The organism is candidate division WOR-3 bacterium (assembly GCA_016926475.1).
In the GTDB taxonomy this organism is placed as follows: Bacteria; SDB-A; SDB-A; order SDB-A; family SDB-A; genus JAFGIG01.
The window spans coordinates 1-12,150 of the sequence record JAFGON010000053.1; the positions used below are offsets into that span (position 1 = coordinate 1).

General features: G+C 43.2%; 12 protein-coding genes. 5 read left to right on the forward strand and 7 right to left on the reverse strand.

Annotated features, from left to right (window positions below):
- The 3 genes from JXA84_05225 to JXA84_05235 all read right to left on the reverse strand — a co-directional run.
- The coding region (locus JXA84_05225; protein ID MBN1150605.1) for a hypothetical protein at positions 1-191 on the reverse strand (191 nt) is incomplete at its 3' end.
- 54 nt (positions 192-245) lie between these two features.
- Positions 246-1,514, reverse strand: coding sequence for a radical SAM protein (locus JXA84_05230; GenBank protein MBN1150606.1), 1,269 nt, complete (start codon positions 1,512-1,514; stop codon positions 246-248).
- Positions 1,496-2,146 (reverse strand): PHP domain-containing protein, encoded by a 651-nt coding sequence (locus JXA84_05235; protein MBN1150607.1) that lies wholly within the window; start codon positions 2,144-2,146, stop codon positions 1,496-1,498. Before JXA84_05235 ends, JXA84_05230 begins: the two co-directional genes overlap by 19 nt.
- 118 nt (positions 2,147-2,264) lie before the next feature.
- Between JXA84_05235 and JXA84_05240 the strand changes: the two genes are divergently transcribed.
- From JXA84_05240 to JXA84_05260, 5 genes are read left to right on the forward strand one after another with little or no spacing between them, the layout of a single operon-like run.
- Entirely contained in the window at positions 2,265-2,708 is a 444-nt protein-coding gene (locus tag JXA84_05240) for a tetratricopeptide repeat protein (protein MBN1150608.1), read from the forward strand.
- A gap of 5 nt (positions 2,709-2,713) precedes the next feature.
- Positions 2,714-4,399, forward strand: coding sequence for a DNA mismatch repair endonuclease MutL (gene mutL, locus JXA84_05245; protein MBN1150609.1), 1,686 nt, complete (start codon positions 2,714-2,716; stop codon positions 4,397-4,399).
- On the forward strand, positions 4,396-5,313 hold the full coding sequence (gene miaA / locus JXA84_05250; protein ID MBN1150610.1) for a tRNA (adenosine(37)-N6)-dimethylallyltransferase MiaA: 918 nt from the start codon (positions 4,396-4,398) through the stop codon (positions 5,311-5,313). Before mutL ends, miaA begins: the two co-directional genes overlap by 4 nt.
- The gene (locus JXA84_05255; protein MBN1150611.1) at positions 5,303-6,637 is read left to right on the forward strand and encodes a rod shape-determining protein RodA; all 1,335 of its coding nucleotides are present in this window, start codon (positions 5,303-5,305) and stop codon (positions 6,635-6,637) included. The genes miaA and JXA84_05255 overlap by 11 nt, the downstream gene beginning before the upstream one ends.
- Positions 6,634-7,350: a ComF family protein gene (locus JXA84_05260; GenBank protein ID MBN1150612.1), complete on the forward strand. Its 717-nt coding sequence runs from the start codon at positions 6,634-6,636 to the stop codon at positions 7,348-7,350. The genes JXA84_05255 and JXA84_05260 overlap by 4 nt, the downstream gene beginning before the upstream one ends.
- Here JXA84_05260 and JXA84_05265 read toward each other — a convergent pair.
- From JXA84_05265 to JXA84_05280, 4 genes are read right to left on the reverse strand one after another with little or no spacing between them, the layout of a single operon-like run.
- The gene (locus JXA84_05265) at positions 7,315-9,006 is read right to left on the reverse strand and encodes a BatD family protein (GenBank protein MBN1150613.1); all 1,692 of its coding nucleotides are present in this window, start codon (positions 9,004-9,006) and stop codon (positions 7,315-7,317) included. The genes JXA84_05260 and JXA84_05265 overlap by 36 nt on opposite strands.
- A 7-nt stretch (positions 9,007-9,013) precedes the next feature.
- Positions 9,014-9,979, reverse strand: coding sequence for a tetratricopeptide repeat protein (locus JXA84_05270; protein MBN1150614.1), 966 nt, complete (start codon positions 9,977-9,979; stop codon positions 9,014-9,016).
- The gene (locus tag JXA84_05275) at positions 9,967-10,980 is read right to left on the reverse strand and encodes a VWA domain-containing protein (GenBank protein ID MBN1150615.1); all 1,014 of its coding nucleotides are present in this window, start codon (positions 10,978-10,980) and stop codon (positions 9,967-9,969) included. The genes JXA84_05270 and JXA84_05275 overlap by 13 nt, the downstream gene beginning before the upstream one ends.
- A complete protein-coding gene (locus JXA84_05280) occupies positions 10,977-11,936 on the reverse strand; it encodes a VWA domain-containing protein (GenBank protein MBN1150616.1) in 960 nt (319 codons plus the stop codon). The genes JXA84_05275 and JXA84_05280 overlap by 4 nt, the downstream gene beginning before the upstream one ends.
- Positions 11,937-12,150: the final 214 nt, after the last annotated feature.

A 12,150-nucleotide genomic window follows, 5' to 3' on the forward strand; every position in this document is an offset into this window, starting at 1 on the left:
CCGAATCCTGTCTGTCCGGGAGCTTCCACGAAGAGAACCTCAGCGTCTCTCGAACCTTCTCTGTAGACAGGTCCGTTTAAGAGTGGGAGGTTCTCAGGGTCAGGGTTTCCTGCCCTCGAAAGATTGTCGGCAAATACCGCTGAGGCGATCAGCAGCATAGCTGAAGCCAGTACCGCAAATTTCTTCATCATAGCACCTCCTGCTTTTGTACTGTTATTTTATACTTTGCAGTATTTTACAACAATTTATCTTCCATTGAAAGGGGAATTTAAACTTCCGCCGAAAGAGATTGTGTTATTTTTAACTAGGTTGTAAATTTTTCGGGTTTTTTTCTCTTGAGAGAAAAAAAATGAAATTTTTGATCCTTTGAGCTCTTTTTCCAAAATTTCCCTTTCCATAAGATGCACCTGGTTATCGGCTATGTTTTTACCGGAGTAAGGTGAAAACGGCATGGGTATGAACTGGCCGAAAGAAGCTTCTATTTTAATTTTGGAGTAATCCCAAAGTTCTCTGATAGTCTGCGCAGTCTCTTTCGCGTCTTCTTCTCTAGATGTAGGCAGCCCTGTCAAAAAATACAGCTTTATCTTACTAAAGCCTTCTGCTTTAGCCTGTTTGAATATTTCAAAATATTTTTTACGCCTGAAAGGTTTTCCGATTTCAAAAGAAAGCTCTTCTGAAAATGTCTCGGGCGCAAGGGTCAGGGTATGGGCGTTTTTTTTTGCGAAGAGAGAGATTATTTCTGCGGATAAAAGGTCGGCTCTGCATGACGGAAGGGAGACTTCAGGGCATGCTTCCAATATCGATTTAATATCCGGGTGGCTTAAAAGAGCCGCGCTGACGAGTCCGATCTTACCTTTGGGCAGGCTGTTTATGTCGCTGACTATGCTATTTGTTTCTCTGGGCTCGAACTTGTTTCTTAGAGATCCAAGCCAGCAAAATTTGCAACTAAAAGGACAACCTCTTGAGATCTCGACGAGTCCGGATTCGCCAAAGGAAGAAATCCGGCAGAATTTTACAGATCTACCAACGCCGATGGGGGCGAATCTTATGGGTGACAGTTTCCTTTCACCTTTGAATAACAGCCATGGCATATCCGTCTTCTCAGACAAAAAATCCTTGAAAATCTCCGGGAATATTCCGTCTCCGTCTCCAACAAATATAGCGTCGCATATTTCAAGAAAGGAATAGGGGACTGTCAAGACTCCAGCCCCGCCGCACAGCACCTTCAGGTTTTTTCTTTTTTTCTTCAAAAACGGGATTATTTTTGAAAGTTTGAAATAATCTCCCGCCCAGCTCGCCGTCACCGCCAGGATGTCGAACTTTTCTATTTCATATCCGCTCTCCTGTCCTTTGAATACATCCCGGTTTTCAAGTATAAAATCGGTGAAAACCCCGGGTTCTGCAGAGAGCTCCTTTTTGATATAATGGAGGCTTAGAGAAGAAAACGTCGCCCTGTTTCCGCCTGGGCAGATAAGTCCAACGTTGAGGGCGGATTTTAAATACGCTTTCTCCATTTTTCAAAAGAGGATAAGAAGTGTACGAAAAATGGACTCAAGCCGCCGATAATTCGGGCGTCTTTCAGAGACTGCCTGAAAGACTGGCAGTCCTGAAAATCCGGCATAAGAAGTCCGCACCTTCCAATCTCGCAAGGGCTGTGAGCGTCGCTTCCCGCGGTGAATAAAAGTCCCTTTTCTCTGGCGAAAAGGAGAGCCTTGGAGTTATCCCCGCCGAAAAGGCATCTGGCGTTTTTTACTTCAACCGCGTCTGCAAGGGCTGCCGCCTTTTCTATATCACCGCTGATTCTCGAACCTCTGAAACGGTCAAACGGGTGGGGAATTGATATAAAGCATTGTTGGTCTATCGCGATTTCAACTGTTTTTTCAAGCGTCAACCCCGGCGGAATCTTTTCGCTCACGAAAAGAAGGAGAAGTTCGCCTGAAAGAGTTGCCACTTCTTCTCCGGGAAATATAATTCCGGGAAACTTTTTTGCATAGTTCAGAGCGTTTTCGACCTTGTCGTGGTCGGTGATAAAAACCTTGTCGGTCTTACCCTCTTCGATGGACCTGATAATGTCTTGGAGTTTTATCATTCCGTCTTTTGAAATAAAGGTATGAAGATGGGTTTCAACTCTCACGTATTTTGACAATTTTTATCTCCGTTTTCATAAAATAAATCTTTGACCTTGAGCGAAAATAGTTTGGATAATATAATAAACGCACAAACGACTGCGGAGAAGCTTTTTTTAAAAAAAGGAGACAGCAAGCATGACACCTGAAGAAATAGTCCCCCAAAATCAGGATGAAATTGAAGACATGATCAATTCAGGGCTTTCTTATATCGAGGAGAAAAAATACAAGGAAGCGGAAGAACTTTTCAAAAAAGCCGCCGAATCAGGTTCATCGGAAGCTAACTATAACCTCGGCGTTCTATACGGAATGGTCTACCTCAAGGATTTGACCTATGAAGAGATGTGGGAAGAAAATTCGGATTTAGAAATTTGGTTTGAGAGAGCCGAATTGGCTTATCAAACCGCGATTGAATTGGATAAAAAAAATATTCACGCCATGAGAAACCTTGCCACTCTTTACGCCGAGAGAAACCAGAAAGAAGATGCTCTTACGCTGTTGAGAAAGGTTTTAGAAATTTCACAGGACGAAGACTACAATCAGCATATAAAAGACCAGATGGGTGACGTCGAGGCGATGTAGTATAGATGGGGCAAATAAAAAAACTCGACGGTTATCTGATTTCAAAGATAGCTGCGGGCGAGGTCCTTCAGGGCATACATTCGGTCGTAAAAGAGCTTGTAGAAAACTCGCTTGACGCCGGAGCGACAAAAATTGACGTGTTTATCGAAAACGGCGGATTCACAGGTATAACCGTCAAAGACGACGGCAAAGGAATTCTTCCCGAAGACATGGAGCTAGCTCTGACGCGACACGCTACAAGCAAAATCGACAGTTTCGAAGCTCTTTTAAACCTTGCTTCCTATGGCTTCAGGGGTGAAGCGCTCGCTTCCATAAGCTCTGTTTCGAGGATTGAGCTTCAGAGTTCTACGGAAGAGGACTCATGCTTTTCTCTAGTTTTAGAAGGAGGGGAAAAAAAGGATTTTTCACCTACGGTTTGTCAGAGAGGAACTAAGGTTGAAGTCCAAGACATATTTTTCAACGTTCCAGCCAGAAGAAAGTTTTTAAAAACCCCAAGATACGAGTCTTTAAGAGCTAAAAAGGCATTAGCCTGTCTTGCGCTCGCTAATTTGGGGGTCAGCTTTTCGTGGTCTGAAGTCGAACAGAAAAAAAACATCAGGGTTGGCCCTGACTCCGATCTTATAGACAGGTACTGTGCTTTCATATCTCCGGATTTGATGGATCATTTCGTGCCGTTTGAAAGGATAATGCCGGACATAAAAATATACGGCATACTCGGAGAGCCTTTTGTTGCCGCCAAAAAACCTTTCAGCCCTGTTTTTGTGAACAAGAGAGCTGTTGCTGAAAAGAGCATCAGCGCCGCTGTGAGGGCCGGATTCGGCTCGCTTGTCTTTGACCGTCTCCCAGTCTTTGCCGTTTTCATAGAAATCGACCCCGCGCTTGTCGATGTAAATGTTCACCCCTCGAAAGATGAGGTCAAATTAAGCGATCAGGGCTTTGTGTTTAGAGAGGTCAGAAGAGCTGTTGAAAACGCTCTTTCCAAGTCGAGTGTCAAGATTTTCGACACCCAGACCTTTAATGTTTCAGAATTGGAAGTTTTCAAAGAAAAGACGGATGTTGAAACTTCTCGGCAAATCGAGACTGAGAATCATGCCGCCTTGAAGGAAAACATGACGATTTATGAAAACGCGCCTTTTTTTGCCTCTTCCTTCTTTCAGATACACGACACATACATTGTTGTCGAGACAAAAGGCGGGGTGATTTTCATAGACCAGCACGCTGCCGCCGAGAGAATACTTTACGAGGAAATTCTCTACAAAAGGGATATTGAAATTCAAAATCTGCTTTTTCCGGTCGTCGTAAACTTAAACGAAGACCTCTGGAGCATGATAGAAGAGACAAAAGGAAAGATTTTAATTTCCGCGGGATTTCAGATAAAGATCCTAAGCGGAGCGATAACAATCGAAAGCGTCCCCTCGGGAATCGAAAATACGTCCCATTCGGAGATCGCGTCTTTGGTAAGAGACATAATAGAACAGGAAGGAAGGGACGAAAGCAGGGAAAAAATCGCCGCAAGGGTAGCTTGCAAAGCTGCCATAAAAGCGGGGGACAAACTCGACAGAACCGAAATAGAAAAGCTTGTGGGCAGACTTTTTCTCTGCCGCCAGCCGCATATATGCCCTCATGGAAGGCCGACTATGTTCCGTATAACAAACGGGGAGATCGAGAAGAAATTCGGAAGAATCAAATGAAGTCTATACCTGTGATTACCGGCGCCACTGCCGTGGGAAAAACCGATGTAGCTCTATTGATTTTGGACATGAAAGAAGCAGACTACATTTTGAGCGCGGACTCGAGAAAAGTTTACAGAGGTCTTACCGTGGGCACTTCGTCTCCGTCGCTTGAAGAGATAAAAAAATATCCTTACGAGTTGATAAGCGTTCGGGATCCCGACAGTTTTTTTTCCGCGAGCGAATTTTCAAAAACCGCGGAAAGAATTCTGCTTGAAAAAAAAGAAAAACCTCTGGTTGAAGGCGGAAGCGTCCTCTACATAAAAGCTCTTTTTGAGGGTCTTTTTGAAGCTCCTCCTGCGGATATTGAATTGAGAGATGTTCTTAAAAAAAGGCTCCAAGAAGAGGGTTGTTCTAAACTCTGGGAGGAACTCCGGGTAAAAGATCCTGAATCGGCTGGGTCTATTCACAGAAACGACTCTGTGAGAGTTATCAGAGCGCTTGAGGTCCTCTATCAGACGGGAAAATCAATGAGAACACTTTGGAGGGAAAGACCAACCGAAAATCAATTCAGGGCTTATTACGTGGGTATTAGAATGTCGCCTGCAAGGATAAAGGAAAAGATTAGAAAAAGGACTTTTCAAATGCTGAAATCCGGCATGCCCGAGGAAGCCTATTTTTTGAAAACTAAATTCGGATCGAGTGTTTGGCCATTTAGTTCGATAGGTTACAAGGAAGCTTTAGACCTGTTCGAAGGCAGACTGAATTTTGACGAAGCTCTGGAGAGAATCTCAGTTCTCACTTGGCAATACGCGAGAAAACAGACGGTGTTTTTGAAAAAATTAAAGGATATTTTTTGGATTGACTGTGATAACATCACACCCAATGAAGCCGCACAGGCGGCGGTTCATTACTGGAAAACAAATGGATTATAAACCTAAAGAAAAAAACGCTCCTGATGCAGCTCTTATAGCCGTCACTGCTCTGATATTATTGTTCGGACTCTTTGCTCTCAACCAGGCTACATTGTGGGCTGGTTCATCGTTTTTGCTGAAGCAGATCATATGGATTGCCGTTTCAATAATCGTGATGTTTTTGATATCTCTGAATTTAAAAATGTCTATCGTCATCTCATATTCCTATGTTATCTATGCTTTGACAGTTGTTTTCCTTTTTTTTCCCCTTTTGCCCTTTTTAGGAGCCGGTCAAGCCAACAGGTGGGTCGATTTCAGAATTTTCAAAGCTCAGCCCTCAGACATAGCCAAACTCGGTTTGATATTCTCTCTCGCAAGATATCTTTCCGAAAGGTACACGTTTTACGACGCCGTCAAGAGAAGCTTCCTCAAATGGAGATATTCAAAGAAGGACAAATTTTACAAATTGCCTGCGGCGGTGAGGAGAAAACCCAACGATCCTTTGATCATTATTGAATCATTTGTACTGACCTTAATACCTTTTTCAATAGTGATGGCAGAACCGGATTTGGGAACTTCCATAGTGTATATTTTCATATTCTTGACTATGCTCTATTTCTCGGGAGTTTCTCTGGCTACAGTTATTTATATCATCTCGCCTTTCGTCTCTGTTCTTCTTGCGATATTGCTCGTCGTGAATTCTTTCTCTGTGACAAATATTGTCTTTATAACTCTTTTGTTTTCTACCCTTATAGCGACTTTTGTCATATTCAGGGTGAAATGGAAGGGTGTGGTCGCTGTCATGGCGCTGAACATTCTGGTAATGGTTTCTGCGCCTTTGATATGGAATGGGGTTCTCAAGGAATACCAACGAAAAAGGGTTCTAATTTTTCTTGACTCCGACTCGGATCCGACAGGGGCGGGTTGGCATATTCTGCAGTCAAAAATGGCTATAGGATCCGGACGAATTTGGGGAGAAGGAATTCTCCACCTTGAAAAAAGGGAGCTTTCGTTTTTGCCTGAACAACACACGGACTTCATTTTCCCTGTGATAGCGAAAAAAAGCGGTTTTATCGGTTCAGTTTTTCTCATGACTATGTATCTGCTGTTTTTGATGAGGTCCATTACACTCGCTTACAAGACAAAATCAATGAGTTACCACCTTGTGATAATCGGCATTTGCAGTCTTTTCGCGTTTCAAATAACAGTTAACATCGGAATGACTCTCGGCTCTCTGCCAATAGTAGGCATTCCTCTGCCTTTTATAAGCTACGGCGGGTCATCCATGCTTATGTCTTTTTTTCTACTCGGCATATTGTTCAATTTGAGTTCAACCAGCCAATGAAACAAAAGCTGAAAAAGAGAATGGTTTCGGCTTTATTTTCTCTTTTTCTGCCCTCAAAATGCCCGGTTTGCGGAAAATTGCTTTCGGACTCTGAAGTCTATGTCTGTGAAAACTGCCTGAGGGAATCTTTTTATTATGAAAAATGCCCTTTTTGTCATTTTCCTCTTCCTCTGGAGGGGAAGTGTCTTTTCTGTGGAAGAGATCGGGAAATTGATTCAGAAAACATCTTCTTTTTGGGACCCTACCGCGGGGCTTTGAGAGAAGCGATCAAAGCCATGAAATTCGAGGGTTATTCCAAAATAGGCAGGATAATAGGAAAAGAATTTTCAAAAGTGATAAAGCTACCGCAGGAAAGATCCGTTTTTATTCCTGTTCCACTTTCCAGGAAAAACTTCAGAAAAAGAGGGTTCAACCAATCAGCTGTAATCGCTCGATCCGCCGCGGAGGTTTTAAACCAGGATTTTATCGATGAAGCTCTTCAGGTAAAGGGTAAAAAGAAAAATCAGATGGAGTTGAACCACGAAGAAAGAATTGAAAACATCAGGGGTAAGATGTCGGAGGGGAAAAATTTCAACTTAATAAAAGGCCGGAATATTATTATTTTTGACGACGTGATGACGACAGGAGAAACTTTGAGGGAGGCAAAGAGAGTTTTAAGAAAAACTGAAACAAAGGGTTTATTCTGCGCCGTGGCTGCTATCGTCGTCGATTGATGTTTTCGCGATATTTTCCAGTTTTTCAAAAAGCTTTTCAATTGTTTTTATATCCGACGCAATACTTTCATTAGGTGTCTTCCCCGTGAAATCGATCTCTTCAAGATTTGAAAATAAATTCCTGAAATATTCGGTTTTCAAGCGTTTTGAAGCAAAATCCGACATTTCTCTGAAACTCTCAAGATTTTCATCGCTGAAAAAAGATACAAGGCTCTTTTTTAAAAAAAGAAAGGATTTTTCGTAGTCTCCCCCCATTGAGTGTTTCCTTGCCTGTTCCAATAACTTTTTGAAAGTTTTCTTTTTTCTGTTTGTTTTCGACAAGAAAATTTTCCGTCTTGAGAAAAATATTGCTGCTCCAAAAGCGAAAATCGAGACAGACAAGGCGAATGACGAAATAACGACAGATCTAGGCAATTCGGGTATATTCAATTCTCGGATATCTGCGCCCGGTGGGATTGTGTCGCGCTTATAGCATGTGTCAATAGGTGTCAGGTCTCCTGACGCCGACAATGTGCAGGGAGGAGTTTCGCTCGTCACGTAACTTCCAAGAGAAGGGTCAAAATAAGAGAATTGGACTGGCTGGATAATTATCGGGGTAGAATTGGTGGGGACGAGCGTCCATTTTGTTGTTTTCTTTCCTTCAATGTAAGGGGACATCGATGTAATCTCGATTTCAGATGAAGCGTAGTAAAGGTCCGCTCCTTCGGCCTGGGGGGGTTGGATATCTTCGATGCCCTTAATGTTTCCTGTTCCCGATATTATAACTGAGATCTCGGCGGTTGAATCGACATTTTCTGGAGCTCTAAGGGAGACGAAAAATTTCCCTACGCTGCCCCTAAATGTCGGTGGGACACCCTCAAGTGGAAGGGGTTTGACGTTAAGAACGAGTGAATCAGAGTATATATTCAGAATTTTCGGCAAAAGAGGGTATGATGAAAACGTGATTTCGACTCCTGCCCCGGAAACAGTCGCTGGTCCTGCCTGAAGAGGGAAGACAATCCATTTAAGAGAGTACTTGTAAACTTTTCCGAAGTCTGTACTTAACTCGGATGACTGGAAAAGGCTATCCGCTATTTCCGCCCAAAAACCGTTGAATGAAGGGTAATAGATAAAATCCGGATATTTTAAAAGTTTGAATTTTGAAAATATCGAGAGTTCTGCGACGATTTGTTCGTTGACGTAAGGATATCTGTCGCTGACGCTCATAGCCATCTTTACGGGATTTATCGCTGTTAAAAGGGGTATTCCGGAAGAGTCTGTTCCCCTTGAATAAAGCATTACAGAATCCCCTTTTACGCTTACGCTCAGGCTTTTCGTCAGGGCGCTTTCGGTCTTGCCGTTTGACAGAACAGCCTCCAAAGTGATTTCATAATTACCACCGGAAAGTGGGTAAACGGAGTATCCATACATATGAATATTTTTTTTGTTTCCGTTGACGATTATTGTGCTCATCGAAACAGAAGGATTTGAAATCTGAAGAGAATTGTCGGAATGGATTTTTAGATCGGTAAGCATTTCAGAACCCGTCATCCTGATCTCGACTGTAAAAAAAGCCGAACCAGCGACTTCGGTTGTCAGAGTCTGCGGTCTTATTACTATTTCAGCGCTGTATAGGTTCGTGAAAATCAAAAAAAACAAAAAAGCCAAAGTTCTCATAACTTTATTACCATTGCCCTGAAGGCACTGATTTCCCATCGTCTTGAGGGAGCAGAGAATCTTGACCCGGAGAATTTAGAGCCGCGTCGAGGATTCTCTCCGCCTGTTCTTTTGTCATCGGAGGTGTTTCGCTCTGGCTTTCCTGATCTTGCTGATCCTGATCGGGATCAGGATCCTGCTGATCCTGTTGATCAGGATCCTGCTGATCCTGATCTTGTTGATCCTGATCGTTTTGGTCTTGATCGTTCTGATCCTGGTCGGGATCCTGATCTTGTTGATCCTGCTGATCAGGATCTTGCTGATCCTGATCGGGTTGATCTTGATCGTTCTGATCCTGGTCGGGATCCTGATCTTGTTGATCCTGCTGATCAGGATCTTGCTGATCCTGTTGATCAGGATCCTGCTGATCCTGATCTTGTTGATCCTGATCGTTCTGATCCTGATCGGAATCTTGATCTTGTTGATCCTGCTGATCAGGATCTTGCTGATCCTGATCGGGTTGATCCTGATCGTTTTGGTCTTGATCGTTCTGATCCTGCTGATTATTTTTCATCCGCAGTGCGATCTCAAGGTTTCTGCGGCACTCATCGTCGAAAGGGTTAAGAATAAGGGATTTGACGAGTCTGTCTATCGCGTGTTCAAGGTAGGGGCAATTCGACTCCTGGCAATTTTGCGAGGCTTTTAGATACGAAGTGCCAGCGTTGTAGAGTATGTCTGATTTCATTTCAAAAAGAGCTGAATCCTGCGAGGAAATCGAATCGAATAGTACAGCGGCGCTTTCAGGTTCATTTTTTTCGTAGAGAACAACTCCGAGGTTGTAGATTACAGACCAATCGTCTGGAGATTCTTCGAGGGCTTCGCGATAAAGTTCTGCCGCTTTGTCGAAATTGCCTTCGTCATGAAATCTGGCGCCTTCGTAAGCTTTATCAGGAGGTATTGAAAGAAGCAAAAAAGTCAATATCATAAATAGCATTTTTTTATCCTTCTTTTCTTTTCTACAGTGATTGACAAAGCGATGAGAACCGCTCCGATCGCGAGAGGAATTTCATAGTGATAGACAAAGAGAACATCTTGTTTTTGGCTTATAGTTTCTTTTTTCAAGCCTTCGAGAAAATTGGAAATTTCTTCGGCGGTTCTCGATGAATTCTCAGCTTTCAGATACAGACCTTTGGTCGAGTTTGATATTCGTTTCAGCATTTCTTCGTCGAGGTAGGTTTTCGCGGTGTCATAAGCTGAAAGCATTATATAACCAGTTATTTCTCCCTTGTAGTTTATTTCCGGAACTGGGTCGCTATCGACGCTGCCTATTCCGACTGAAATGACAGGTATACGGTTTTCAGACAGATTTTGAATTCCACCGCTGATATCCGGACCGAAATCTTCTCCGTCGGAGAGTAGAATTACGGCGGTTGACCTTGTCGCCTCTTTTTCTATTACCCTCTCAAGAGAACCGAAAGCTCCGGATAATGCTGTGCCTGTGCTTGTTGTCGTCTGAGCGGAAAGTTTTTCTATGGCGCTGAGCAGGCTTCGATGGTCGAAAGTCAACGGGCTTACTATGGTCGAACTGCCGGAAAATATTATCAGGGATATTCTGTCATCGGGTCGTCTTTCGATTACTCCTGTCATGATCTTTTTTGCCGTCTCAAGTTTTCTGACCGGAAGGGAAGCGTCCATGCTCCTGCTTATGTCGCATACGAAAATTACATCGATACCCTTTTTCGTCATGGATGATATTTCAGATTCGTCTGCGGGTCCAGCCGCGGCGAAAAGGAAAGAGACAAGAGCGAGAACGATGAAAAATTCTTTCAGAATTTCGGCTTTCATGTCTGTCAAAGACAAATTTGATTTATGGCCCGTCGCTAAAATTTTATCGACCAGTTTCCTCTTTCTCATCATATTGAAAACAATGAGAGCGGAACCTATCAAAATAACTACGGGTATCGAGTAGAGGAACAAAGGTCTGGTAAAAATCATGGAATACTCCGAAAAAATGTCCTGTCGAGTAAAAAAGGTATGGCGATTAGAACGATGGAGGCTATGACCCAGAAATGAGCTTTTGAAGGGCTTAAAGCGAGCATATCACCGGTTTCGGTCGTTTTTTCAAGACGATCTATCATCGAAAAAGCCTTTTTCAACGCGTTTCTGTCTGTCGCTCGGAAAGCTGTGTTTTCCGATGAAGCGATTTTATCGAGTAAATCGTAGTCGGCTGTCGAGGCGTAGACGTAACCGTATGTAGGACTGTTGTATGTGAAAGATTCCTGGGTGCCTATTCCTATTGTGTAGATTTTTATTCCGAGCGCTTTAGCCGCTTCGGAAGCGGTCACAGGGTCGATGTAACCGGCATTGTTCGCGCCGTCTGTGATAAGAATGATAACTTTGCTCGGGCATTCAGAATCCCTGAGGCCGTTTGCGGCGAGAGCTAATCCCATGCCTATTGCTGTGCCGTCGGTTATCATTCCTGGCGTAAGTTCTTTTATGCTGTTTACGAGGAAAGAGTGATTTAACGTCGGAGGCACCAAAAGATAAGCGTCGTAGGCAAAAATGGCAATGCCTATACGGTCGTTTTCGCGTGAATCTATGAAATCGGTGGCAATTTTTTTTGCCGCTTCAAACCTTGTCGGCGAAAAATCAGGTGCTTCCATGCTGGTGGAGAGGTCGAGAGCAAGTACGATATCTATTCCGATTTTTTCCCTGTTCAAAATAATCGGTTTCCCGAGGGGTTCGGCAGCCCCGAGTATCGCGGCTATGGAACTGGCGACATAAAACCACAAAAGAGTATTCTTGACAAAAATTCTGAAATTTGTCCTTCCGCTGAAATACGAAGACGCGGAAAAAACGATTGACGGTTTACGGGAAAATTGAAGAAACAAACCTAACGCAATCACGGCGGGAATAAAAACGAGCAACCAGGGATGCGAGAATCTAATCATAGCTCTATTCCTCTTTTGAAATTTTGCGAAGATTTGCTTTTTCCATAAACGAGCAGCCCAGGATGCGAGAATCTAATCATTAGTGTTTCCTAATTCTGCTATTTCTGAAAAATAAAGTTTTCCACAGACGAGCAGCCCAGGATGCGAGAATCTAATCATAGCTCTATTCCTCTTTTGGAATTTTGCGAAGATTTGCTTTTTCCATAAACGAGCA

Excerpts from the sequence above, each read along its gene's own strand:
- JXA84_05230 (MBN1150606.1), bottom strand. The coding sequence starts at position 1,514 with ATGGAGAAAGCGTATTTAAAATCCGCCCTCAACGTTGGACTTATCTGC.
- JXA84_05240 (MBN1150608.1), top strand. The coding sequence starts at position 2,265 with ATGACACCTGAAGAAATAGTCCCCCAAAATCAGGATGAAATTGAAGAC.
- mutL (MBN1150609.1), top strand. The coding sequence starts at position 2,714 with ATGGGGCAAATAAAAAAACTCGACGGTTATCTGATTTCAAAGATAGCT.
- miaA (MBN1150610.1), top strand. The coding sequence starts at position 4,396 with ATGAAGTCTATACCTGTGATTACCGGCGCCACTGCCGTGGGAAAAACC.
- JXA84_05255 (MBN1150611.1), top strand. The coding sequence starts at position 5,303 with ATGGATTATAAACCTAAAGAAAAAAACGCTCCTGATGCAGCTCTTATA.
- JXA84_05260 (MBN1150612.1), top strand. The coding sequence starts at position 6,634 with ATGAAACAAAAGCTGAAAAAGAGAATGGTTTCGGCTTTATTTTCTCTT.
- JXA84_05265 (MBN1150613.1), bottom strand. The coding sequence starts at position 9,006 with ATGAGAACTTTGGCTTTTTTGTTTTTTTTGATTTTCACGAACCTATAC.
- JXA84_05270 (MBN1150614.1), bottom strand. The coding sequence starts at position 9,979 with ATGCTATTTATGATATTGACTTTTTTGCTTCTTTCAATACCTCCTGAT.
- JXA84_05275 (MBN1150615.1), bottom strand. The coding sequence starts at position 10,980 with ATGATTTTTACCAGACCTTTGTTCCTCTACTCGATACCCGTAGTTATT.
- JXA84_05280 (MBN1150616.1), bottom strand. The coding sequence starts at position 11,936 with ATGATTAGATTCTCGCATCCCTGGTTGCTCGTTTTTATTCCCGCCGTG.